The sequence below is a fragment of the Methylobacterium sp. J-118 genome, assembly GCF_057836565.1.
The window spans coordinates 2,535,313-2,557,948 of sequence record NZ_JBYQFA010000001.1 but is presented as its reverse complement, the minus strand read 5'-3'; the positions used below and the strand labels follow the sequence as shown (position 1 = coordinate 2,557,948).

The 22,636-nt window shown below is 67.9% G+C and carries 21 protein-coding genes; 13 read left to right on the top strand and 8 right to left on the bottom strand.

The annotated features are described in order from the left end of the window. Nucleotides 1–69: 69 nt before the first annotated feature. Nucleotides 70–984, top strand: coding sequence for an SDR family oxidoreductase (locus AC3IF3_RS12230; RefSeq protein WP_489216132.1), 915 nt, complete (start codon nucleotides 70–72; stop codon nucleotides 982–984). On the opposite strand, the gene AC3IF3_RS12225 is transcribed toward AC3IF3_RS12230, so the two are convergent. Continuing rightward, entirely contained in the window at nucleotides 981–1,910 is a 930-nt protein-coding gene (locus tag AC3IF3_RS12225; protein ID WP_489228962.1) for an AraC family transcriptional regulator, read from the bottom strand. The genes AC3IF3_RS12230 and AC3IF3_RS12225 overlap by 4 nt on opposite strands. A 93-nt stretch (nucleotides 1,911–2,003) precedes the next feature. Between AC3IF3_RS12225 and AC3IF3_RS12220 the strand changes: the two genes are divergently transcribed. After that, entirely contained in the window at nucleotides 2,004–2,747 is a 744-nt protein-coding gene (locus tag AC3IF3_RS12220; RefSeq protein ID WP_489228960.1) for an SDR family oxidoreductase, read from the top strand. 278 nt (nucleotides 2,748–3,025) lie between these two features. Here AC3IF3_RS12220 and AC3IF3_RS12215 read toward each other — a convergent pair whose 3' ends face one another. Both AC3IF3_RS12215 and AC3IF3_RS12210 read right to left on the bottom strand, forming a co-directional pair. After that, the gene (locus AC3IF3_RS12215; protein ID WP_489220400.1) at nucleotides 3,026–4,054 is read right to left on the bottom strand and encodes an IS110 family RNA-guided transposase; all 1,029 of its coding nucleotides are present in this window, start codon (nucleotides 4,052–4,054) and stop codon (nucleotides 3,026–3,028) included. A gap of 353 nt (nucleotides 4,055–4,407) precedes the next feature. Further along, complete coding sequence (locus AC3IF3_RS12210) at nucleotides 4,408–5,223, bottom strand: alpha/beta hydrolase (protein ID WP_489228958.1); 816 nt, start codon at nucleotides 5,221–5,223, stop codon at nucleotides 4,408–4,410. A 1,215-nt stretch (nucleotides 5,224–6,438) separates the two neighbouring features. On the opposite strand from AC3IF3_RS12210, the gene AC3IF3_RS12205 reads away from it, so the two are divergent. Both AC3IF3_RS12205 and AC3IF3_RS12200 read left to right on the top strand, forming a co-directional pair. Beyond that, nucleotides 6,439–6,636 carry a type II toxin-antitoxin system ParD family antitoxin gene (locus AC3IF3_RS12205; protein WP_489216124.1) on the top strand — a complete coding sequence of 66 codons (198 nt, stop codon included), beginning with the start codon at nucleotides 6,439–6,441 and terminating at the stop codon, nucleotides 6,634–6,636. Between the two features lie 7 nt (nucleotides 6,637–6,643). Beyond that, nucleotides 6,644–9,448, top strand: coding sequence for a GAF domain-containing hybrid sensor histidine kinase/response regulator (locus AC3IF3_RS12200; RefSeq protein WP_489228956.1), 2,805 nt, complete (start codon nucleotides 6,644–6,646; stop codon nucleotides 9,446–9,448). A gap of 690 nt (nucleotides 9,449–10,138) precedes the next feature. Here AC3IF3_RS12200 and AC3IF3_RS12195 read toward each other — a convergent pair. From AC3IF3_RS12195 to AC3IF3_RS12185, 3 genes are all read right to left on the bottom strand, one after another. Beyond that, nucleotides 10,139–10,411, bottom strand: a complete 273-nt coding sequence (locus AC3IF3_RS12195; protein WP_489216120.1) for a GCG_CRPN prefix-to-repeats domain-containing protein — start codon at nucleotides 10,409–10,411, stop codon at nucleotides 10,139–10,141. 83 nt (nucleotides 10,412–10,494) lie between these two features. Beyond that, nucleotides 10,495–10,893 (bottom strand): EF-hand domain-containing protein, encoded by a 399-nt coding sequence (locus AC3IF3_RS12190; protein ID WP_489216118.1) that lies wholly within the window; start codon nucleotides 10,891–10,893, stop codon nucleotides 10,495–10,497. A gap of 81 nt (nucleotides 10,894–10,974) precedes the next feature. Continuing rightward, on the bottom strand, nucleotides 10,975–11,286 hold the full coding sequence (locus AC3IF3_RS12185) for a GCG_CRPN prefix-to-repeats domain-containing protein (RefSeq protein ID WP_489228954.1): 312 nt from the start codon (nucleotides 11,284–11,286) through the stop codon (nucleotides 10,975–10,977). A 187-nt stretch (nucleotides 11,287–11,473) separates the two neighbouring features. On the opposite strand from AC3IF3_RS12185, the gene AC3IF3_RS12180 reads away from it, so the two are divergent. The 7 genes from AC3IF3_RS12180 to AC3IF3_RS12150 all read left to right on the top strand — a co-directional run bounded on the left by AC3IF3_RS12180 (nucleotide 11,474) and on the right by AC3IF3_RS12150 (nucleotide 19,305). Then, nucleotides 11,474–12,193, top strand: coding sequence for a response regulator (locus tag AC3IF3_RS12180; RefSeq protein WP_489228952.1), 720 nt, complete (start codon nucleotides 11,474–11,476; stop codon nucleotides 12,191–12,193). After that, a complete protein-coding gene (locus tag AC3IF3_RS12175; RefSeq protein WP_489228950.1) occupies nucleotides 12,190–13,557 on the top strand; it encodes an ATP-binding protein in 1,368 nt (455 codons plus the stop codon). The genes AC3IF3_RS12180 and AC3IF3_RS12175 overlap by 4 nt, the downstream gene beginning before the upstream one ends. A 634-nt stretch (nucleotides 13,558–14,191) precedes the next feature. Then, nucleotides 14,192–15,244, top strand: a complete 1,053-nt coding sequence (locus AC3IF3_RS12170; protein WP_489228949.1) for an ABC transporter substrate-binding protein — start codon at nucleotides 14,192–14,194, stop codon at nucleotides 15,242–15,244. Between the two features lie 4 nt (nucleotides 15,245–15,248). Beyond that, complete coding sequence (locus AC3IF3_RS12165) at nucleotides 15,249–16,175, top strand: ABC transporter permease (protein WP_243972051.1); 927 nt, start codon at nucleotides 15,249–15,251, stop codon at nucleotides 16,173–16,175. Next, on the top strand, nucleotides 16,165–16,971 hold the full coding sequence (locus AC3IF3_RS12160; RefSeq protein ID WP_243972049.1) for an ABC transporter ATP-binding protein: 807 nt from the start codon (nucleotides 16,165–16,167) through the stop codon (nucleotides 16,969–16,971). The genes AC3IF3_RS12165 and AC3IF3_RS12160 overlap by 11 nt, the downstream gene beginning before the upstream one ends. Before the next feature lie 29 nt (nucleotides 16,972–17,000). Further along, nucleotides 17,001–18,542 carry an amidohydrolase family protein gene (locus tag AC3IF3_RS12155; protein ID WP_243972047.1) on the top strand — a complete coding sequence of 514 codons (1,542 nt, stop codon included), beginning with the start codon at nucleotides 17,001–17,003 and terminating at the stop codon, nucleotides 18,540–18,542. A 4-nt stretch (nucleotides 18,543–18,546) separates the two neighbouring features. Then, nucleotides 18,547–19,305 carry an aspartate/glutamate racemase family protein gene (locus tag AC3IF3_RS12150; RefSeq protein ID WP_243972091.1) on the top strand — a complete coding sequence of 253 codons (759 nt, stop codon included), beginning with the start codon at nucleotides 18,547–18,549 and terminating at the stop codon, nucleotides 19,303–19,305. 10 nt (nucleotides 19,306–19,315) lie between these two features. Here AC3IF3_RS12150 and AC3IF3_RS12145 read toward each other — a convergent pair whose 3' ends face one another. Further along, nucleotides 19,316–20,050, bottom strand: coding sequence for a maleate cis-trans isomerase family protein (locus AC3IF3_RS12145; protein ID WP_489228948.1), 735 nt, complete (start codon nucleotides 20,048–20,050; stop codon nucleotides 19,316–19,318). Nucleotides 20,051–20,185: 135 nt separating this feature from the next. Here AC3IF3_RS12145 and AC3IF3_RS12140 point away from each other — a divergent pair, with 135 nt between their 5' ends. Together AC3IF3_RS12140 and AC3IF3_RS12135 are read left to right on the top strand one after the other, a co-directional pair. After that, nucleotides 20,186–20,419 carry a hypothetical protein gene (locus tag AC3IF3_RS12140; protein ID WP_489228946.1) on the top strand — a complete coding sequence of 78 codons (234 nt, stop codon included), beginning with the start codon at nucleotides 20,186–20,188 and terminating at the stop codon, nucleotides 20,417–20,419. A gap of 623 nt (nucleotides 20,420–21,042) precedes the next feature. Then, nucleotides 21,043–21,252 carry a hypothetical protein gene (locus AC3IF3_RS12135; RefSeq protein ID WP_243972041.1) on the top strand — a complete coding sequence of 70 codons (210 nt, stop codon included), beginning with the start codon at nucleotides 21,043–21,045 and terminating at the stop codon, nucleotides 21,250–21,252. 31 nt (nucleotides 21,253–21,283) lie between these two features. On the opposite strand, the gene AC3IF3_RS12130 is transcribed toward AC3IF3_RS12135, so the two are convergent. Continuing rightward, on the bottom strand, nucleotides 21,284–22,564 hold the full coding sequence (locus AC3IF3_RS12130) for a cytochrome P450 (RefSeq protein WP_243972039.1): 1,281 nt from the start codon (nucleotides 22,562–22,564) through the stop codon (nucleotides 21,284–21,286). Nucleotides 22,565–22,636 lie beyond the last annotated feature (72 nt).

Here is a 22,636-nt window from a genome sequence, read left to right as displayed (position 1 = left end):
AGGTCACGTATTTTACGATGACGCCAGCTGCCGGACAGTGGGTTCTCTCCACAACGCGGACAGTCATCCCTGCGTGTATTCCTCACTGGCGCCACCGGCTTCATCGGCTCGGCGCTCATCCCGGAGCTCGTCAACGCCGGGCACCAGGTGATCGGGCTGACCCGGTCCGAGGCCGGCGTGGAGGCGCTCCGCGGGGCGGGGGTCGAGCCGCACCGGGGCGACCTCACGGACCTGAGCAGCCTGCGCGACGGAGCCGCCCGGGCCAACGGCGTGATCCATGCCGCGTTCGATCACGACGACTTTTCGAACTTCGTGGCTAACTGCGAGAAGGACGAGCGGGCTATTAAGGCCCTCGGCTCCGCGCTCAAGGGCTCGGATCGGCCCCTTCTGATCACATCCGGCGTGGCGATGGGATGCCCGGCACCCGGCCGTCCGGCTACCGAGGACGTCTTCGACAGGGACCACCCGAACCCCCGTGTCGCTTCCGAACAGGCGGGTGCGGCGTTGCTGGACGCGGGCGTCAACGTGTCGGTGATGCGGCTCCCGCAGGTGCACGATACCGTCAAGCAGGGCCTCGTGACCTACCTCGTCGCACATGCCCGGGCCAAGGGCGTCTCCGCCTATGTCGGCGACGGCGCGAACCGCTGGGCGGCGGGACCGAGGCGCGACGTCGCCCGACTCTACGTGCTGGCCCTGGAGCGTGCCGAGGCGGGGGCTCGGTACCATGCCGTCTCCGAGGAGGGCGTTCCGCTTCGGGCCATCGCGGAAGCCGTCGGCCGGGGCCTTGGCGTCCCCGCAGCCTCCGTCGCGCCTGATGCGGCCGCCGCGCATTTCGGATGGTTGGCGGGGTTTGCCGGAGCCGACATGGCGGCGTCGAGCACACTGACGCGGTCCCGGCTCGGCTGGCAGCCTGACGGCCGGGGCCTCATCGCCGATCTCGACGCTATGAATTACGCCCGCGGTGCGGAAAACCACACTTCTTAGACGTTCATAGGCGCAGGGCTGCGAGGGTGGGCGCGCTGCTCGCGGGCGTATTGGATCGGCGGTCTGCCGACATGACGAGAGAAGGCGGTGCTGAAGGTGCTGGCAGACCCGTAGCCCACACGCTCGGCCACCTCCGCCACGCCGGCACCTTCACGACCAAGCAGATCCTTCGCCAGCGCGATGCGCCACGCCAGTAGATACGCCATCGGCGCGACGCCGACCTCGCGCCGGAACCGTTCGAAGAATATCGAGCGCGACAGTCCCGCCTCTCGAGCCAGGGCCGCGACCGTCCAGGGAGCGGTCGGCAGCTCGTGCATCCGGCGCAGCGCAGCAGCCACGCGCTCGTCTGCAAGCCCGCGCAGGAGGCCCGAGGGCGCCGCTGGACCCGCAGTAGACCGGAGCGCCTCGATCAGGAGCACCTCCAGAAGCCGCGCAAGAACGACTTCACGGCCGGGCCTGTCCGCCCGCGTCTCCTCGTTCACGAGGCCGAGCAGCATCGCCAGTCGCCCGACACCGCGCACATGGACGAACCTGGGCAGGAGCGACAGAAGTAGGTCCACATCGTCGGAGGCGAAGGTGCAGTGCCCCACCAGCATGCGCAGGTCGGGCGGCACCTCGGGAGGGCCGAGCCGGAACACGCCGGCGCCAACCTCAACCGGCGGCGGCGCCCGCCCCACCGACGGCGCGACGAGGCTGGAGGCGGCGAAGGCGCTTGCGGCGGGGATCAGCACGAAGTCGCCGGCCGCGAGGACGATGTCCGCCTCACCATCGATCGCGAGGCGGCACTCTCCCTCCAGCACCGCGGCATAGAACGGCTGGCCGTGGTCGTCGCGGCGCACCGTCCAGGCGCCGCCGGCCACGACCAACTTGGAGAACGAGGCGCTGGGCTGAAGTAACCCGACGACCTGGGTGAGCGGATCGACCATTTCGGACGTTCGCCAATGTAATACGGACTTGTGCCGGTATCACGTCCGGCAGAGCGCTCCTATCACCCCGTGGTGCGTCACACGGGAGGTCCCATGAACACGATCCTCATCACCGGCTGCTCATCCGGCTTCGGCCTGGAGACGGCACGCGTGTTTCTCGACCGCGGCTGGCGAGTCGTCGCCACGATGCGCACGCCTCAGGTGGCCCTGCTCCCGGAGTCCGACCGCCTTACCGTCCTGCCGCTCGACGTGACTGACGCCGACAGCATTGCCCGGGCCGTTGCGGAGGCCGGGGCGCTCGATGTCCTGGTGAACAACGCGGGCGTCGGGCTGCTAAACGCCCTGGAGGGCCTGTCGATGGAGTCCGCCCGGGAGGTGTTCGAGACGAATACCCTTGGCACTATCGCGATGACCCAGGCCGTGCTGCCGCAGTTCCGGGAACGGGGCGCGGGGGTGATCGTCAACGTGACGTCGAGCGTGACCCTGCGACCGCTACCGCTGCTGGCGGTCTATACCGCGAGCAAGGCGGCTGTGAACGCTTTCACAGAGTCCCTCGCCCACGAGCTCGTGCCATTCGGCGTGCGCGCCCATCTCGTCCTTCCCGGCCGATCGCCGGAGACCGCGTTCGGGGTCAACGCCCGTACCCGGATGGGGATGAATGTGCCCGAGGCCTACGGTGATCTGGCGGGGCAGGTCTTCGCGAATTTCCAGCAGGCGACGGAAGAGCTGACCCGGGCCTCGGACGTGGCCGATGCGGTCTGGCGCGCGGCAACCGACCCGGCTTGCCCGATGCGCCTGCCGGCCGGCGCTGATGCGATCGCCTGGGCGGCGGCTTGACACGAGCCCTTGAACGTCCTGTGTGGATGACTCCCGCATTGCAAGTGGCGAATTGAGCTTCTGGCGCGTTGGTCGGATGCAGTCTTGTGTCCGGCCTGTCGGTGCAGTCGTTCATGTTGACTGCTGGCCCTGATGGTATCCGCGAGCTGGGTCCCACTCTGCTTCGCGGGCTATGACGCCCTGGACATTCGGCGGGGTGTCCCGGCTCCCGGTCTGACCGGTTCGCCATCAACTCTCATCGTCCTCGCAACCTATAAAAAGTCTCTTTGCCGTGCTTGTCAGGCGGCCGTGGCCGCTGGTGCGCGGTAGGTGCCGCCGCGGGTCATGATCGCCCAGGCGACCCGCGCGGTGCGATTGGCGGCCGCAACGGTCACGACGCGCACCGGCTTACGCTGGAGAAGGGCCGGCAGCCGCGGGTCGACCGAGGTCGGTGTCGCCTTCGCACGCCGGATCAGGGAGGTCATGCCGACGACGAGCAGGCGGCGCAGGTAGCGGTCGCCCATGCGCGAGATCCGACCCAGGCGCTCCTTGCCGCCGCTGCAGTTCTGCAGCGGGGTTAGTCCCAACGAGGCGGCGAACTGCCGACCGGAGCGGAAGCGCTCGGGCTCGCTCACTGAGGCGGCCAGCGCCGTCGCCGAGACGATACCGACACCGGGGATCGTCGCCAGGCGCTGCGACAGGTCGCTGTCCCGATGCCAGGCGAGCAACTCCTTTTCCAGGCGGGTGAGCTGGATCTGCACGGCGCCGATCTGATCGGCCAGCCCGGTCACCACGCGTTGCGCCAGTGGTGGCACCTCGGCCGCGTCTCCGGCCGAGAGCCGGGCCGCTAGTTCGAGCGCGTGCCGCAGGCCCCGCGCCATCTCGATCCCGAACTCGGCGAGCAGGCCGCGGATCATGTTCACCAACTGCGTGCGTTGCTTGACCAGCAGGTCGCGCGTCCGGTGCAGCGCCAGCGCCGCCTGCTGCTCGGTCGACTTCACCGGCACGAACCGCATGCTCGGACGCGTCACCGCCTCGCAGATGGCAGCGGCGTCGTTCGCATCGGTTTTACCGCGCTTCACATACGGCTTCACGTAAGCGGGCGGCATCAGCCGCACGTCATGGCCGAGCTTCATCAGTTCCCGGGCCCAGTGGTGGGACGTGCCGCACGCCTCCATGCCGACCAGGCATCGCGACAGCTTGGCGAAGAACGGCACGACCTGCGCCCGCCTCAGCGACTTGCGAACGACGACTTGCCCGGCTGCATTGACGGCGTGGACCTGAAAGATGCTCTTGGCCAGATCGATGCCGACAGTGGTGATCTCCATGGGGATGGCTCCTGCATCTGCGTGGCTGCTGCGTCGACAGCAACCACATCTTGGCACCGAGATGCCGTCAGTTGGAGCGGGAGCCATCCACCCCATCTGCTTCCGCTACATGTTTGAGCGGAAGCGGACTGGCAGATATCCACCCTGAGCCGCCCTACTGCTTCCGACCCAACCTGAACGCTTAGTCAGCAGGTGCGCATCTCTGGAACCAGTCGTTGAAACGACCCGCAGCATTCGTCTCTCGCTGCTCGCCTGCAAATCATATTCGCGTACACCACGCGCGGAACTAGCCCACGCGGCCGCAGCCAGTACGCGCGCAGCTGCTCAGCGCCCTCTTCGGCGGTGAGTCGCGGTCAGCCACCGTGCGTTTGGAGCCACCCGGCGATCCCGCCCACCACCTCCTGCTCAATCCCGTAGTAGCCGTGGGGCGAGAGTGAACCGCAGGCTCTGTCCGAACGCTGCATGCCGCCGCTGACTGCGAGAACGCGAACGCTGGGCGAACGCGTCATGGTCGCGGCAATGCGTGGCGCCATCTCGGGCGGAGCCACGTCGCAAGCATCGTCTCGGTTGGCGACGACCAATACCGGAACGCGCACGCCCCCCGGATCAGCGTCGAATACCGTCTCGGTGCTCCGTTGTCCGGGCACAGACACGGACTCGGTCAACACCAAGCCCGCAATGAGACCCGACCGGGCGTGGGCGGCCCCGTTTATCGCCGCGATCGTCCCCTGACTGGTGCCAACCAAGAAGACGGGTGCAGAGGCTCGATCCCGGGCGTAAGCTACCAGACCGTTCACAAGCTGACCGTAGGCCGGTGAGCTTCGCAGGCCCCGCAGGTTCGCCTGATCGACGGTGTCGGGGATCAGCACGGCGTAGCCCCTTGCAACCCAGTCCGCCCGCGTACGGACGACGAAGTTGTCTTCGTGGCGCAGGTCCCCGTCTCGCCGAACGCCGATGTCGCCGGAGCCGCCCGGCAGCATGACGAGCGTTGCCCGGGGGTGAGGCGGCGCGTCGTAGAGAACGCGCTGGTCAACACCACCACCGAGCGGCAGATTTATCACGCGCTCTCCCGCAACAAGGGCCTGCCTTGCTGGTCCGGTCTGGGCGAAGGCCGGGACGCCGAGCAGGTTAACGGCGAGGAGCGAGAGGGTGAATTTACCCGGCATCATAGATCCTCTTAACAGACTGATAGGAATGCCTCGATCGACCCATGAAGACTGCGCCTGTATTCCTGCGAGTTATCTGAACAGATTGGCTGAGGGCATCAACTTGCAGTGATGATACAGACTGCAACATTCGTCGTTCGAAAGAGGAGCCTCGTCGCTGTTTTGCGGAACGGTCCCGAGCCGTCACTCGCGTCGTTGAGCTTCTCCGTCCCGCCAATCTTTACGCACTCTCGCTCGACCGCATTATGTGGCGGGTAGCCTAACCACCGATCGGCAACCTTTTCGAAGGCCCAAGATGAGTCGCCAGTGAGCGCGAGGGCGGCGTCTGCTTCTTACGTTTTGCGCTCAGAAGCAGACCGTCCGAAATCCACCCTTGGCAGACCTTCAGGTTGCGTATGCGAGTATGAGCGGCGGCTCACCTGAATGGGTCGCTCGGAGGCCGACATGGTTAGGCTCGCGGTTCGAATTTTGGCGAGCGCCCTCATACTCATCGGGCTCGGCACCGTCGTGGGGTTGGGTCTGGCCTTCACTGCCAAGCGAACCGTCTGCGCCGGACAACCTGACTGTCGTCGCCTCGCCAGATGGTTCATTCAGTGTGGTCCTAGCGTCCTGGAACGGTGGCGGGGCTATCGCGCCCTTCTGCTACAACCGCGTATTCGTCGTCCCGGCGGCGGTATCGAACGACCGCCTAGCGGACGACCAGAACCTCGTGTTCGCAGGCGCGTGCGCGACCTTCGAGGACCATTCCAGTGCGCCCAACTTGACTTGGCGTGGGCCGAACGCGCCTCAAGTCAAGTTCTCGACACTGGAGACCACAAGCGCTCCGGCAACATTGCGCCTGCGCCATCTCGCTGCAGGTGGCCAGGTCGAAGTGGAGTTCGAGGTAGGTCACTAGGCTCTGAAAGTCCGCTTTCCGCCCGCAACGGCCATCCCGGTTCCGGCCCAACCCAGCCGCCCAGACCGCTGGCTGCGCTGCTCCAAAGCGGCCGTTGATGAGCCCTCCAGCAACTTCGGCTCGGGGTGGGAAGCGGACCTCAGGTGCGCCGTCATCAGCAGACCTCGGCAGGAGGCAGGGGTTCATTCTCGATGACGCAAAACCCCACCAACTGGCTATCGAAGCGCTGGTGAGGACGACTGAACTCATCCCGCTAGCGTCCAAGCGCCACACAAAGGTTGTCAACCTTTGACATGCCAGCGTGGCTTGCTAGGTGCATGCCCATGTCGACCACACCGACCCGTAACTTCTCTCTGACGCCAGAACTCGATGGCTTCATCCGCGATCTCGTGGCCTCAGGTCGTTACAGCAATGCCAGCGAGGCGGTCCGCGCGGGTCTGCGTCTGCTGATCGAGCATGAGCAGATGATGAAGCGCGGGCGCAGCAGACAAGTGTCGACACACGCCCAGCCTCGCCCCTGAGGCATCGGTGACCGCTTCTCCGCATCCGCTCACGTCAAGGGCGCTACCCTCGTTCCCCGCCGCCGGTGGAGATGTCGCCGCGGCGATCCGGGCACACGATTGGTCGCCGTTTCCGCTCGGATCGCCGCAGGCTTGGCCCACCGCCCTGCGCCTCGCCATCGAGCTGATCCTCGCTTCGCCAGAAAGCATGTTCCTGGCATGGGGGCCGGAGCTGCTGTTCTTCCATAACGACACATACAGCCCGATCCTCGGCCCGCGTCGCGCTCACGCCCTCGGCGTTCCGATCGCCGACCTCTGGCCCGACGTCTGGGACCAAGTCCGACCCATCGCCGAAAGCGCGCTGTTGGGGGAAGCCAGTCGGTTCGACGACCTGCCCCTGACCATGGCGCGCTATGGCCACACGGAGCAGACGTGGTGGTCGTTCTCCTACTCGCCGTTGCGGGACGAGAGCGGGGCCGTCGTCGGGTTGTTCTGCGTCACCAACGAGACCACGCGGCAGGTGCTGGAGAGCCGGCGGCAGGCGTTCAACGCGGTGCTCGACGATGCTCTGCGCGGCCTGAGCGATCCCGTCGAGGTCCAGGCGGCGGCCTGCGCGACACTGGGCACGCACCTCGGTGTCGGCTGTGTCGGCTATGCCGAAGCGATCGACGAGACCGGTGAGCGCACGTACATCCAACGGGATTGGACCGCCCCTGGCTTCGCGAGCGCCGCGGGGCTTCACGTGCTCGACGAGTACGGGCCGGTTATGAGCGCTCAGCTGCGGGCCGGCTACACGGTCCGTATCGACGATACCGCCACCGATCCGACGACCGGCCCTGATACGGCAGACGCTTATGCCGCCATCGGAACGCGAGCGTTTCTGAACACCCCCCTCGTCAAGGGCGGACGCTTCGTCGCGCTGCTCTATGCGCTGCACGGTACCCCGCACCGCTGGACCGACGATGAGGTCCGGCTCATCGAGGAGGTGGCCGAACGGACCTGGGCAGCGGTCGAGCGGGCGCGCTCCGAGGTGGCGTTGCGCGAGGAGCGGCGGACGCTGGAGACCCTCAACCGGGTCGGGACGACCTTAGCCGCCGAACTCAACCTCGAACGTGTGGTTCAGATGGTCACCGACGCAGGGGTCGAGCTGACGGGGGCACAGTTCGGAGCGTTTTTCTACAACGTGCTCGACCCTAAGGGGGAGAGCTACATGCTCTACACCCTCTCGGGCGTCGATCGCTCCAAGTTCGACAAGTTCCCGATGCCGCGCAACACCTCCGTCTTCGCCCCGACCTTCGGCGGGGAAGGCGTGCTGCGTTCGGACGACATCCTGACCGATCATCGCTACGGCAAGAACGCGCCGCATCGTGGCATGCCCAAGGGGCATCTACCCGTGCGCAGCTACCTCGCGGTGCCGGTCATCTCGCGCTCCGGCGAGGTGCTGGGCGGCCTGTTCTTCGGGCACCCTGAGACAGCGCGGTTCCAGCTCCGGCACGAGCACCTCATGATGGCGGTCGCGGCACAGGCAGCCATCGCGATCGACAACGCGCAGTTGTTCAAGGCCGCACAGCACGATCTCGAAGAGCGCCGCGTTGCCGAGGCACGCTTGCGCGACCTCAACGAAACCCTCGAACAGCGCATAGCGAAGGCTATGGTCGAGCGAGCGGCCGTCGAGGAGGCCCTGCGCCAGTCGCAGAAGCTGGAGGCGATCGGCCAGCTCACCGGAGGCGTCGCGCACGACTTCAACAATCTGCTCACCGTGATCAAGTCGTCGACCGACCTGCTCAAGCGACCCGACTTGCCCGAGGAACGCCGCCTCCGCTACGTGGCCGCGATCTCTGACACCACTGACCGCGCCGCCAAGCTCACGGGCCAGCTGCTCGCCTTCGCCCGGCGCCAAGCCCTGAAGCCGGAGGTGTTCGATCTCGGCAAAAGCGTTGCGGCTATCGGTGACATGCTTGGCACCCTGACCGGTTCTCGCATCCGGGTGGCGACCCAATTGCCGGCGGAGGCCACCTACGTCGACGCCGACCCGAGCCAGTTCGACACCGCCATCGTCAACATGGCGATCAACGCCCGTGACGCGATGGCCAGTGAGGGTGTGTTGGCGATCGTAGTCGAAGCAGTGTCGGGCATCCCGGCGCTTCGGGCTCATTCTCCCATGTCGGGGGACTTCGTGTCCGTGTCGATCACGGACACGGGCTCGGGGATCGCCGCCGCCGACATTGAGCGGATCTTCGAGCCATTCTTCACGACGAAGGCTGTCGGACACGGGACGGGCCTCGGCCTCAGCCAGGTATTCGGCTTCGCCAAGCAGTCGGGTGGCGAGGTCATGGTGACGAGCGTGGTTGGGCAAGGCACGACCTTCACGCTGTACCTGCCTCGCGCCGGACAGGACCGACGCCCGATGACGTCCGAGCCTGAGCCGGCGGCGCTCGTCGCGGGCCACGGCACGCGCGTGCTGGTCGTCGAGGACAACGTAGAGGTCGGGAGCTTTGCGACCCAGTCGCTGGCCGAACTAGGTTATCGGACGGTCTGGGCGGCCAACGCCGAGGAGGCGCTGGCTGCGTTGGCCAAGGAGGCGGCCCGGTTCGACGTGGTGTTCTCGGACGTGATGATGCCCGGCATGAGCGGGATCGAACTAGGGCAGGAGATCCGGAAGCTGTACCACGACCTGCCGGTAGTCCTGACCTCGGGGTACAGCCACGTCCTCGCGCAGAATGGAACCTACGGGTTCGAGTTGCTGCACAAGCCGTACTCGGTCGAGCAACTCTCACGTGTCCTGCGCAAGGTGGCGACGTGGCAGAGGCGCAAGCGCATCCTCGCTGGCTGATCCCTTTCCGTCGAGTTGCGGTCGAGCTGGTACACCATCGCATCTCGCCCCCGTTACGCAATCCTTGATGCCGGCGAAGACAAGTCACCAGTTCACTGAGGCGACCGCGACGAAATTCACTGCCTCGCGCGGCGGCGCTGCCACGAAGCGGACCTTCCGAATGTCCCAAAAGGGTCGTGTGCGGACCTAGCGGTTATGTCCGTTTCAATGCATCCGTCGTCCGGAAGCGGACGGGCCGAAAACCACCCATCTGAGCCGCTCGGGCCGGCGCTTCGTGTAGGCTGCATCTGGCCGAAAGAAACATGTCCGCTTCGGAGGAGACCCGCCGGAAAAGCGGACTGCCTCCTACCGACCCAACACGGTCGCCCCGCATTTCTCTGACTTAACCCGTAAGCGGACGTAAGCCGAGTAAAGGCCGGACTGTCATCATCCATGCGCCTAACCCAGCGAAACGGCATGCTCAGTATGCCCCCGTAGGATACCCTGCCAGCCGAGCCAACCAGTGCAGAGGCCGACCAGCACGAGTCAGCGCCGTCGAGGCATAGCGCGCCTGCCGGGCGAAGCCGCTGAAACCGCGGCGTCTAGTTGCAGGGATGCCAGTGGTCGTGCGAGCCCCCCGGACGGATCAAACCCCGCCCGGGAAGATCTCCATTTATCCAAACATTGTTCGGACGTCGAACAAGCCGCGCCTCAGCGATGGCAACGGCCGGCGGGGCCTCGATAGAGCCCGGGCGGGCAACCACGCGGAGCCCCCGTCATCGCCCGTCGGATGGCGCCCCGCGGTCCTCGATTGAGCCTGCAGCCGCCGAAGCCTCCGCGATGGGCGCCGAAGCCGCAACCGCCGCGAACCTGGACGATGGGCGCATCAGGGCCCAACCCGGGGGCCGCCATCGGCAGCGCCTGGGCTTGGCCGGCGATGAGCATGGACGTAGCCGCGGCGACGATCAAATTAGTGATCCTCATTTTGATACCTTTCTAAGTGAGCAAGCCGTTTCGACCGGGTTGCCGCTGTAGACGTCGCCGGACCGGGCTACGCACAGCTCGGATTACTTGACGCGGCAGGGACGCTCGGCTCGGCTGACATGCCCGTCATGGTCGACGTCGAGCCGGGCGAAGCGCTTGGTGGACACCGCATCGACCTCCTGTGCAGTGAGGAAGCCGTCGCCGTCCGCATCGATGGCCCGAAATCGGCCTGCCGGGTCGGATGGCCCCTTTCCGGGATGTGCCTCCCACCATGCCGTCCACTCCGCCCTGCTGATCCGGCCGTCGTGATCGGCGTCGGCCCGCATCAGCCGCTTCAGGTGTCTCGCCTGAAAAGTGGCCAAATCGACGCCGGCGGCCGCATGGTCACCAGATGGCGAAGGCGCGTTCGAGAGTGCCTGGGCGTAGGCGCCCGTGGTTGCGAGGAACACCGCAAGCGTCAGGGAAACGGTTCTCTTGGTCATGCGTGGACCTCTTATAGATGAAGGACCTCGATGACGGGCTGAACGCCACGTCACCGAGCGTCGGACCGCCGAAAACTCCCGTCACCAGTGGCGATGCCAACCGCCGCGCCATCCCCCACGCCATCCGACGTGGCGGTATCCGCCCCAGCGGTGCCAGCGAGGGCCGCCCCAGCCGAAGCGACGCGGACCGTAGAAGTCCGGCCGGTAGGCATAAGGGGCGTAGAATGGTCTCGGCCCGAGGTTAGGACGGCAAACGCCGTAGAACCCGCGGTGGAACCCGAGGCCGCAGCCGTCGCGGGCTTCGGCTACGCCTGCGGTCGCCAGGGGAGCAGCAAGTCCAGCCAACAGCAGCGTTGCCGACATAAGGCGCCTCAGCACCGTTCGCGTCGTCATCGTCTCGTCCTCCGATGGTCGGTTGCGATGGACAGACCATCTCATCCACCTGTCGCAGGCGTTTGCCGGGATGGCTCAGAAGTGTCGCAGGCGGTCGCGGATCCGGGCTGACCGATACAATTCGCGACATCTTTTCGACGCTGCGGGCGGGCCGGGGCGTTACATCCCGTGCTCGGGAGGAAGGGACATGGACGACGCGCACGTTTTGGTTGTCGACGACCACTGCGATATCCGCGATCCGCTCGCGGCCTACCTGAAGCGCCATGACATTCGGGTCAGTGTCGCGGCCGATGCGGCGGCCGCCCGTTCCGTCCTCGTGACGAGCGCTATCGACCTCGTCGTCCTCGACGTGATGATGCCGGGCGAGGACGGGCTTTCGTTGTGCCGCCACATCCGCGAGGCCCGCGATACGCCGGTGATCCTTCTGACCGCGCTGGCCGAGCAGACCGACCGGATCGTTGGCCTGGAGATCGGGGCGGACGACTACGTCACGAAGCCGTTCGATCCGCGCGAGCTCCTCGCCCGCATCAAGAACCTCCTCCGGCGTACCCGCGCGCTACCCCGTACTCGTGACACAGCCGACGGGCGCAAGCTGGCGTTCGACCGGTGGACGCTGGACACCGACCGGCGCGAGCTCGTCGACGAGGCCGGCACCTCAGTGGCGCTCAGCACCGCGGAATTCCGGCTGCTCACGGTCCTGGCGAGCCATCCGCGGATCGTCCTCACGCGCGACCAACTCCTCGACCTGACGAGCGGCCGGACCGCGGACGCGTTCGACCGCAGCATAGACAATCAGGTCAGCCGCCTCCGGCGCAAACTGGAGCGCGATCCGACGAACCCCGCCCTGCTCAAGACGGTCTGGGGCGGCGGCTATGTCCTGGCCGCCGAGGTGAGGACGGTACCGTGAGGCTAACGCCGCACTCGCTGGGCGGTCGGCTGGCAATCCTGCTCGTGCTCGCGGTCGTCGGTGCTCAGGCCGTGGCCTTCGCGATGTTCACGCACGAGTCGTCCCAGATCGGTCACGCCGTGGCCAGGACCCAGGTTGTCGACCGGATCGCCACGCTGGTGCGCCTGCTCGACACAATCCGGGCCGATACCGTCCCGAGCGTCATCGCGGCGTACGGTTCCCCCCGTCACCGCTTCACCATCGATGCCGGGAGCCTCGTGCCGGAAGGTGCGATGGGGGCGGACGAGTTGCGGCTTGCACGACGGATCGACCGGCGTCTGAAGGACGACGCTGGCCAAGCCCGGATCGCTCTCGTCGAGCGGGACATCACAGGAGAGGCGGCCTCCGATCGTATCGCCGACAGGCCCCAGGCCCTGCGCGTTTCCGTCAGACTCGATGACGGACGCTGGCTCAATGCGGAGGCTCCGCTCGCGCTGCGGACCCCACCGTGGATGCGTGTCGGGCTCATCCAGATCCTGGCGAGCGTCGTCGCGGTGCTCGGCGTCGTCTCTGTCGCTAGGCGCGGGATCGTTGGGCCGGTGACGAGCCTCGCGAAGGCCGCCGAGATGGCCGGTCGCGGCGCCGCTTTCGAACCCCTGCCCGAGCGCGGCCCCAGCGAACTGCGGACGATGACGGCGGCGTTCAACCTGATGCAGGCTCGCTCGCGGGCGTTCGTCGCGGACCGGACGCGAATGCTGGCGGCGATCAGTCACGACCTGCGCACGCCCATCGCGTCCCTGTGGCTCAGGGCAGAGATGGTTGAGGATACCGCGTTGCGCGAGGCGATGGTGCGGACGCTTACCACCATGCAGCGGACGGTGGAGATTACGCTCGCCTTCGCGCGGGAGGACGCCTCCGAGGGACGCGGCAGCCGCCTTGACCTCGGTGCCGTCGCGCGGACCCTGGCCGACGACCACCGCGTGCTCGGCCGGGATGTCGTGGTGGATGCGCCGCCGTCACTTCCGTTCCACGGACGCGAGCCGGTGCTGCGACGTGCCCTCGACAATCTGGCAGAGAACGCCGTGCGCTATGGCGGCCGGGCTCGGATCACCCTCGAGGACCACGACACGGAGGTCTGCATCCTCGTAGACGACGACGGCCCCGGCATACCGCCGGACCGTATCGAGGACATGTTCGCCCCCTTCGCCCGGCTCGACGCGTCGCGCAGCGACGAAACGGGCGGTACTGGTCTTGGGCTCGCCATCGCTCGTTCCGCGATCAGGGCCCATGGCGGTGACATCACGTTGGCGAATCGCCCAAACGGAGGGTTGCGCGCGACGGTCACGATGCCGCGTGAAGCGTTCCCGACTTCAGCGGGTTCGTAGAGGAGCGGCGCCCTCCGCCCGTTGCGTTCGACGAAGGTCCGACCATGGCAAGCGTCATCCCTGCACCGGGGATAGACGATACCCACCGCGATCCGAGCCAACGTCTGGTTTCCCAAAAGCAGACCGGCAGCAAACTACCCACCCCAGTCATCCCGCCGAGCCTACTGGCAAGACCGAAACTGGCCGAAAGCCGCCAATTCGCTTCGGAGAAGGTTAGCCTGAAAAGCCGACGGTTCGATAGCGACTCTTCCGGATGCCCGAAAGGACAGCTTGCGGGCGCTCGACCCTCGCTATCGGAGCCAGCAAGCGACCGGGCTACGTCGCGTGATGTCGACAGCCCCGCGAGAAGCGGGGTGTCCCCGGCGAGCCTGCTGACTACGAGCTCCGTGAGGCGGACAGGTCAAGCGCGGCCAATACGGTCGATCCCCACATTTGGCACGCTTCTTGGTTCTCATTTGCCAGCGCAGCGTCGCTCCGGCGGCAGCTAAAGGTTGGCGTGCCGTCGATGTGGTGAGGTGCCGGGCGACCGGATCTCCGCGACTGCCTAGAGCCTGTCCCGAGTTCCGATCCCTCCGTTTCACCATCGGCACGTAATCCGGCGGATCGTGCGATCCGCCCTCTGAGGAGAGTCGATATGTGCGACCGCCACGGCGATTATCGCGTCCCAGACTTCTCGCGGTTCAAGCCCAGCCGCAGGCGCTTCCTCGGCGGCACCGGCGCGGCGCTCACCCTGGCGTTGGGCCCAGGCCTGAGCAGCCCGGCCTCGGCGGCCACCGGCATCCGGGCGACGCACGGGACCGGCTTCTGCAACCTCAACTTCTTCCTCGCCGAGGCGATGCAGCTTGCCAAGGATGACGGCCTCACCATCGACTTCGTCAACACGCCGACCTTCTCGGATCAGGTCACCTTCCTCGGCATGGGCCAAGTCGATGCCGGCGTGATGCCCTATACGAGCTTCATGGCGCTCTACGACGCCGGCGCCCCGGTCAAGATAGTGGCCGGCGGCGGCATCGAGGGCTGCGTGCTCGTGGCCCAGCCCGGCCTCGACAGCCCGGGGAAGCTCAAGGGCAAGACGCTCGGCACCTTCCAACTCGATACGCTGGAGGTGCTGCCCTACGACTGGCTGAAGAAGAACGGCGTCGCCTTCAAGGACATCACGGTCCGCTACATGGGCTCGACCCCGGAGGCCGTGGAGGCGTTCCGCGCCGGTGCCCTGGACATCATCTCGACGATCGAGCCCTACGGCACGGCGCTCCTCACCGACGTGAAGGGCGCGGTCAAGCTCTCCGACGGCACCGACATCTACGGCAAGGGCTACACCGATTGCGTGCTCGCCGTGCGTGACGAGCTGATCACCAAGAATCCCGGCGCCGTCAAAGCCCTGATCAAGGGCATGATGAAGGCCCAGGTCCTGGCCGAGAGCGATCCCCAGTCCGCCCTGAACACGCTCGTCGGCTCCTACTACAAGACCTCCATGAGCAACGCCCAGCTCGCCATGGGCCGGCAGCCCTCGGTGGTGGACGCCCGCAACCAGACGCAGTTCATCCTCGACCGGACCGATTCCGTCGCCGAGATGGGCTACATCAAGAAGAAGCCTGGCCGCGACGCGATCGACTGGACCCTGTTGGAGCAGGTCATCGCCGAGAACCCGGATCTCTACGGCAAGCTCAAGCTGAAATCGGCCTGAGCGGATGGCCGTGGATCTCGCCCGCGCCGCCGTCCCGCAGGTCCGGCCGCGCCTCCCGTTCGGTCAGCGCCTCGCGCTGCCCGAGGGCTTCGTCCCGCTCCTGCAGCGGACCGGCTGGATGCTGGTCTCGGTTGGCTGCTTCGCCGGCCTGTGGGAGCTGCTCTGGGCGTTCGGCATCGCCGACGCCAAGCTGCTGCCGCCGCCGCACATCTTCCTCGGCAACCTCGTCGAGCAGGCGCGCTTCTTTAACACCGCCCAGCGCTGGCAGATCGGCACCGGCATGAACGCCGGCCCGAGCCCCGCCATGGCGGTCCTGATCACGGTGCTCGCCTCCACGGGCCGGGTGCTGGCGGGCCTGTTCCTGGCCGCGACCCTGTCAATCCTGGTCGGTGTGGCGATCCGCTACGTCGTCCTGTTCGAGCGCCTGACCCTGCCGACCATCACGCTGCTGGCGCCGGTCTCGCCGATCGCGTGGCTGCCGGTGGCGATCTTCATGTTCGGAATCGGCAACGCCCCGGCGATCTTCATGGTGTTCATCGCCCTGTTCTTCACGATGGTCCTGTCGACCATCCACCAGATCGACGGGGTCAACCGGAACTACATCAACGTCGCCCGGACCATGGGGGCGTCGAAGCGTCAGATCTACGCGCGGGTGATCGTGCCTGCGATCCTGCCGGGGCTGCTGGCGGTGCTGCGCCTTAACCTGTTCGGGGCCTGGATGGTGGTGCTCGTCGCCGAGGCGACCGGCGTCGGCTACGGGCTGGGCCAAGTGATCATGCTAGCCCGCAACACCTTCAATCCGTCGCTCGTGTTCTTCACCATCACGCTGATCGGCCTGCTCGGCTTCGCCTTCGACCTGCTGTTCCGGGTGGTCCAGCGGCGGATGCTCTACTGGCTGCCGCGCGACGCGGGGTCCTCCCTTGGGCTCTGACGTCGCGTCCGTCGACGCCGTCGCCTGCCGCAGCGTCGCCAAGGTCTGGGCGGCCGGCACCGCCCGTGCCCACGAGGCCCTGCGCGACATCGACCTGACCGTGCGGCCCGGAGAGTTCGTGGTGTTCCTCGGACCCTCGGGCTGCGGGAAGAGCACGCTGCTCTACCTGATCGCCGGGCTCGAACCCGCCTCCGGGGGCGAGCTCCTGGCCTTCGGCGCGCCGGTCACAGGCCCCTCCCCCGAGCGCAGCCTGATCTTCCAGGAGACCTCGCTGCTGCCCTGGCTCAGCGTCTGGCAGAATGTCAGCTTCGGCCTGTCGCTGAAGGGCGTGCCGGAGGCCGAGCGCCGCAGCGTCGCCCGTGCGGCGCTCCAGCGGGTCGGCCTCGCCGAGGCCTTCGACAAGCGGCCGGACGAATTGTCGGGCGGCATGCGCCAGCGTGTGGCGGTGGCGCGGGCGCTGGCCATGCGCCCGAAGGTGCTGCTGATGGACGAGCCCTTCGCGGCGCTCGACGTCCAGACCCGCCAGAAGATGCAGGACTTCCTGCTCGACGTCTGGCGCGACAGCGGCGCCTCGGTGCTGTTCGTGACCCACCACATCGACGAGGCGGTGGCGCTCGCCGACCGGGTGGTGGTGTTCACCGCCCGCCCCGGGCGGATCAAGACGATCGTCCGCAACGATCTGCCCCGCCCGCGCGACCCGTTCTCCCCCGAGGCCGAGGCGATGCGCCGGCATCTCACCGAGCACCTGCGCGACGAGGTCGACCGGGCCTTCGCCGAGCAGGAAGCGCTCGTCTGACCCTATTTCCGATCGAGACGGACCCGACCATGGCCACATCGCTGATCCGCAGCCGGCGGATGATCACCCGCACCCTCGACCACGATTGCTGGGAGGAGATCGCCGACGGGGCGGTGCTGCAGAAGGACGGCGTGATCGAGGCGGTCGGCACCTACGCGGACCTGCACGCGCGCTACCCCGACGCCCCCGTGATCGGCTCCGGCCGCGAGATCCTGCTGCCGGGCTTCGTCAACGGCCACCACCATGTCGGCCTGACGCCGGTGCAGCTCGGCTCCCCCGACATGCCCCTGGAGCTGTGGTTCGTCACCCGCATGGTGGCGCGCAACCTGAACCTCTACCTCGACACCCTGTACTCGGCCTTTGAGATGGTGGGCTCCGGGATCACCACGGTCCAGCACATCCATGGCTGGATGCCCGGCAGCCTGGAGGAGGTCGAGGCGCGGTCCAACGAGGTGCTGCGCGCCTATCGCGACATCGGCATGCGGGTCTCGTACTGCTTCGCGGTGCGCGACCAGAACCGCCTCGTCTACCAGGCCGACATGGATTTCGTGGCGAGCCTGCCGGCGCCGCTGCAAGACCCGATGAAGCGCTGGTTCGAGCGTTTCCAGATGTCCCTGGAGGACAATTTCTCCCTGTTTCGCAGCCTGCATGCCGGCCAGGAGAGCGCCTCGCGTGCGAAGATCCAGCTCGCCCCCGCCAACCTCCACTGGTGCTCCGACGCGGCCCTCGAAGGCTTGGCAGGTCTATCCGAAGCCTACGACGTGCCGATGCACATGCATCTCGTCGAGACGGCTTACCAGAAGGCCTATGCGGAGAAGCGCGGGGGCGGCACCGCGCTCGAATATCTCGACCGGTTCGGCATGCTCGGGCCCCGCCTGACACTGGGCCACGGCGTCTGGCTCAACGAGTCCGACATCGACCGGGTCGCCGCGACCGGCACCTGCATCTGCCACAATTGCTCGTCGAACTTCCGGCTGCGCTCCGGCGTAGCGGCGCTCAACCGCTTCGAGGCCAAGGGGATCAACACGGCGATCGGCCTCGATGAGGCCGGCATCAACGACGACCGCGACATGCTCCAGGAGATGCGCCTCGTGCTGCGCGCCCACCGGGTGCCCGGCATGGACGAGGCCGGTGTGCCGAGCATGGCCCAGGTGCTGCGCATGGCGACCGTCGGCGGCGCCCGCACCACCCCCTACGGCGACGGCCTGGGCACGATCGAGGTCGGCAAAGGCGCCGACCTCGTCCTGATCGACTGGGACCAGATCGCCTATCCCTACCTCGACCCGGAGACGCCGCTCCTCGACGCGGTGATCCAGCGGGCCAAGACCGGCGGCGTCACCACGGTGCTGTGCGAGGGCGAGGTGCTCTACGCCGACGGGCGCTTCACCCGGGTCGATCGCGACGCCGCCCTGAAGGCCCTCCATGACGACCTGTCGCGGGCGCTCTCGGACGACGAGGTCGAGCGGCGCCAGCTCTCTAAGGCTCTGCTGCCGCACGCGAAACGCTTCTACGCGGACTACATCGACCCGTCGCGGCACGAGCCGTTCTACAGCCCGAGCTCGCGTGTCTGACGGCGTGCGGCTCCTCCTCCTCAACCCGAACACCTCGGCCGCCATGACGGCGCGGATGGAGGCCGCCGCGGCGGCATCGCTCGCCCCCGACGCGGCGCTCACTGCGATCACGGCCGCGCGGGGGCTGCCCTACATCGCGAGCCGCGCGGAGGCGCAGCTCGCGGGGGCCGCGGTGCTGGAGACTCTCGCGGAGCATCACGCCGGCTACGACGCTGCCGTGATCGCGGCCTTCGGCGACCCCGGCCTAATGGCGGCACGGGAGCTGTTCGACCTGCCGGTGGTCGGCATGGCGGAGGCGGCGATGCTCACCGCCTGCCAGCTCGGCCAACGGTTCGGCATCGTGACCTTCTCGGTCACGCTGCTGCCCTGGTACGAGGATGCGGTTGCCCTCGCCGGCCTGTCGGCCCGCTGCGCCTGCGTCCGGGCGGTCTCGGCCGGCTTCCGCTCGGTTACGGAGGTGCAGCACGAGCTGGCGGCCGAGATCGTCGCCCTGGCCAACCGGGCCGTCACCGAGGATGGGGCCGACGCGGTGATCTTGGCCGGCGCCCCGCTCACCGGCCTCGCTGCGCGGATCGGCGATGCGGTTCCGGTGCCGCTGATCGATCCGCTGGCGGCCGCCCTCGGTCAGGCGCAGGCCCTGGTCCGGCTCGGGGCGCGACCGCCGCGTGCGGGCCGCTTCGCCCGGCCTCCGGCCAAGCCCGCCACCGGGCTGGCACCGGCGCTGCGGCGCTGGATCGAGCGGGGCGACGTGGACGACGGCTGAACGACGCCGCTCAGTGCGGCGCGAACAGGCTGCCCCAGCCGGTGATCGCCGCGGTCTCGAGCCTAGCGAGGTCCATCGCCTTCCACAGGCTGACGGCCACGGAATCGTAGACCGGGATCCCGAGTTCTGCCTCCAGGGCGGGCGCGATGGCTGCGCCTGCGAGGTTGGTGCAAACGATGGCGGCCGCCTCAGCGCCCTCGCCCGCCACGGCGCGGACCATGCCGGCGATCTCGGCCTCGTCGGCCTCCGCGAAGGCAAAATTCTCCGACAGGCCAAGGTGCCGCTCGGCCGAGCAGTCGAGCCCGTTGGCCTGCCAGTTTGTTTGGATCTGTGCCTGGACGTCGCCCGTATAGGGGGTCACCAGCCCGACACGCGTGATCCCGCGCCTGCGGAACAAGTCGCGGAAGGCGAGCGCTGAGGTAGAGGCCGGCACGCCGGTCTGCCGCGTGATCGCCTCGGACAGAGCCGCATCGCTCGCAAAGCCGAGCCAGGCGCCCGCCGTGCCGTTCCACAGGATCGCGGCGACGCGGGCATCGGCCAGCAGCTCCGAGGCGGCCAGCATCGGTGCCTGATCGAACTGATCGAGTGCGGCCGACGACAGCCCGATCTGCGTCACCCGCAGGCGCGCGAAATGGGCGGTGATCCTGGGTTGCCCGACCAGCATGCGTGCCGTCATCGGCTCGAGGACGCTGTTCGAGGATGGCGTCAGCATTCCGAGCCTGACCTTCGACTGCGTGTCCACCATCCCGGTTGTCTCCCCTGCGCCTCGGTGCGAGCCCGGCCCTCGTCGGTGGCAAGGATCGTTCCGGCGGGGCGGCATGATAGTGGCAGGGTGGCGCCGTCGCGGTCCGCTCCAGACCCGCGCACCGGGAGCGGCAGGATGGACACGGTATCGGCGATCGGTGCGGCGGCGCGTGCGCAGAGCGGCCGAGTGGAGGCGCTGTTCGACGACCTCGCCCGGTGCGGCCGCACGGATCCCGGTTTCGCGCGGGCCTCCTACAGCGCGAAGGACATCGAAAGGCACGCGGTGATGACGCGCTGCGCCGCCAATCTCGGCCTCGCGGTCGGGAGGGATGCGGCCGCCAAAACCGCAATGACCCGGAACGCACACTGAACCTGGCGCAGTGCGCTTGCAGGAATGGGGCGGGGGTGCAACCCAGGAAGGAGGGCCCTAGAGTCCGATTGATCTGACCGCCTCAGGACCAGTGCTCACGGGCTGACAATCCGGGCTGGCTCGGCGCGGAATTTCCGCTCCTGGGATGGCGCTGCAGTCACTTGCACGACCGAGATGGGCGCATAGCGGAACGTCCGGTTTCGGAGGGTGCGTTGCGGCTAAATGAGATCTACCGCCGACAGTGGCGTGCCGGGTAGCAGCCGGATCTCAAAAATAATCTCGCTACCTCAATGACATAGGTGTTCGCATTTTTGTTCGGACTGGCGCGCCATTCACAAACAGAGCCGTTTATGCCGGGTGCGGCTTCCGGTCCGTTTGTGACAACTCTCTCCAAAACGTCGCGTCGATCCGGATCGCATCGGTTGTGACCTTCCCCCGATCGATGGCCGCACAGGGTTAGGCTTTCCGGAGCGGCAGCTTGCCCTCGCGCCTGACCACCGCGACGCATTCCGGTGCGCCCTCCGCAGCGCGGCATCCCTGCGTCCGAGACCCGGTCAGGAACCAGGACAGACAGCGGCACTTGCCTAGACGGGCCGGCGCTCCGGCCGGCAGCGAGGTCCACCATGTCGAGCGATACCGAACAGCACCACGCCCTGCTGAGCGCGCTCCGAGCCGCTCACGGGCAGGGGGACGGCGCGTTCGAGCGCGCCGTGACCGACGCCTTCGCGCATGTCTTCGCGCATCTGGAACGGCTGAGCAGCCACGTCGCGCTGGGCGGTCCCGAGGGCGAGGACCGGCACCTGAATCCCGGCGAATCGCCGACGCTGCGCTGAAGGCGGCGCCCCGGCCAGCCGGCGACACGCGCTACCGGATGGCCTCCACCGCCACCCGCAGATGCTCCGGCCCGCGCAGGGTCGCCGGGCGCCGGTAGGGCGGCGGATCCGCGATCAGGCGCGGCGCCTCCAGGCGGCGCGCGAGGGCCGTGAGCGCGGCCTCCGCCTCGAACCGGCCGAGCGGGGCGCCGACGCAGTAATGCAGGCCCCCGCCGAAGCCGAGATGGCGGGTGCCGGTGCGGTCCGGATCGAACCGATCCGGATCGGGGAACGCGGCCGGATCGCGGTTGCCGGCGGCGAGCATCAGGACCAGGGCCTCCCCCTCGGGGATCGTGGTGCCGGCGATGTCGATGGCGCTGAGGGTCTTGCGGGTGACGAGCTGGACCGGGGGATCGTAGCGCATCACCTCCTCGACCACGCGCGGCGCGCGGCCCGGGTCGGCGCGCAGGCGCTCCAGCTCGCGCGGGTGGCGCATCAGGGTCAGCCAGGCGTTGCCGATCAGGTTCACCGCGGTCTCGTGGCCGGCGACGAGGATCAGGATCGCCGTGGCGATCAGATCGAATTCGCCCATCCGGTCGCCGTCGGGCGTGGCGTGGTTGGCCAGCCCCGAGAGCAGGTCGTCGCGCGGCCGGCGCCGCTTCTCGGCCACGAGGTCGCCGAGATAGTCGGAGATGGCATCGAAGGTCCGGGCGTTCTCGATGCGCGTCTCTTCGCTGACGGCGAGACCGGGCTCGACCGCGGTGGCGAGCTGGCTCGACCAGTCGCGGAACCGGGCCTCGTCCCCCTCCGGCACGCCGAACAATTCGCAGATGATGGCGACGGGCAGCGGGTAGGCGAGGTCGTCGATGACGTCGATCTCGTGCGCGCCGACCTTGCGGTCGAGCATCTCGCCGACCAGCCGCTCGGCGCGCGCGCGCATCGCCTGGACGCGGGCGGGGGTGAACTGGTGGACGGTGGCGGCGCGCAGGCCATCGTGGGCGGGCGGGTCCCGGAACAGGAACGGCTGGTGCCGGTCGGTGATCCGGTTCTTGATCGGGTTGACGAGGTAGTCGGTGACCGGGTTGCCGGTCGAGGGGCGCTGCGTCGGCGGCTGGGTCTCGACGCTCAGCCGCGGATCGTTCTGCAGGCGCAGGATGGCGGCGTGGCTCGCGGCCACCCACACGCCGGGTGCGTCGCCGCCCGGAGCCCCCTCCCCCTGGCCGGGGTCGTCCTGGCGCGAGACCGGGGTCTGCCGCAGGCGCGCGTAGAGCGGGTACGGGTCGGTGCGGCTGGAGAAATCCTTGATCCGGGTGAGGAGCGTGGCATCGGCCATGGCGGGTCTGGTGCCTACGCGTCAGGGGAGCGGGGATGGCGCGGGGCCCCATCCGGCGAAGAGCGCCTCCGG

Coding starts and splice junctions, on each gene's coding strand:
- AC3IF3_RS12225 (WP_489228962.1), bottom strand. CDS start 1,910: ATGGTCGATCCGCTCACCCAGGTCGTCGGGTTACTTCAGCCCAGCGCC.
- AC3IF3_RS12220 (WP_489228960.1), top strand. CDS start 2,004: ATGAACACGATCCTCATCACCGGCTGCTCATCCGGCTTCGGCCTGGAG.
- AC3IF3_RS12155 (WP_243972047.1), top strand. CDS start 17,001: ATGGCCACATCGCTGATCCGCAGCCGGCGGATGATCACCCGCACCCTC.
- AC3IF3_RS12215 (WP_489220400.1), bottom strand. CDS start 4,054: ATGGAGATCACCACTGTCGGCATCGATCTGGCCAAGAGCATCTTTCAG.
- AC3IF3_RS12185 (WP_489228954.1), bottom strand. CDS start 11,286: ATGACGACGCGAACGGTGCTGAGGCGCCTTATGTCGGCAACGCTGCTG.
- AC3IF3_RS12130 (WP_243972039.1), bottom strand. CDS start 22,564: ATGGCCGATGCCACGCTCCTCACCCGGATCAAGGATTTCTCCAGCCGC.
- AC3IF3_RS12165 (WP_243972051.1), top strand. CDS start 15,249: ATGGCCGTGGATCTCGCCCGCGCCGCCGTCCCGCAGGTCCGGCCGCGC.
- AC3IF3_RS12205 (WP_489216124.1), top strand. CDS start 6,439: ATGTCGACCACACCGACCCGTAACTTCTCTCTGACGCCAGAACTCGAT.
- AC3IF3_RS12170 (WP_489228949.1), top strand. CDS start 14,192: ATGTGCGACCGCCACGGCGATTATCGCGTCCCAGACTTCTCGCGGTTC.
- AC3IF3_RS12210 (WP_489228958.1), bottom strand. CDS start 5,223: ATGATGCCGGGTAAATTCACCCTCTCGCTCCTCGCCGTTAACCTGCTC.
- AC3IF3_RS12140 (WP_489228946.1), top strand. CDS start 20,186: ATGGACACGGTATCGGCGATCGGTGCGGCGGCGCGTGCGCAGAGCGGC.
- AC3IF3_RS12135 (WP_243972041.1), top strand. CDS start 21,043: ATGTCGAGCGATACCGAACAGCACCACGCCCTGCTGAGCGCGCTCCGA.
- AC3IF3_RS12190 (WP_489216118.1), bottom strand. CDS start 10,893: ATGACCAAGAGAACCGTTTCCCTGACGCTTGCGGTGTTCCTCGCAACC.
- AC3IF3_RS12195 (WP_489216120.1), bottom strand. CDS start 10,411: ATGAGGATCACTAATTTGATCGTCGCCGCGGCTACGTCCATGCTCATC.
- AC3IF3_RS12180 (WP_489228952.1), top strand. CDS start 11,474: ATGGACGACGCGCACGTTTTGGTTGTCGACGACCACTGCGATATCCGC.
- AC3IF3_RS12145 (WP_489228948.1), bottom strand. CDS start 20,050: ATGGTGGACACGCAGTCGAAGGTCAGGCTCGGAATGCTGACGCCATCC.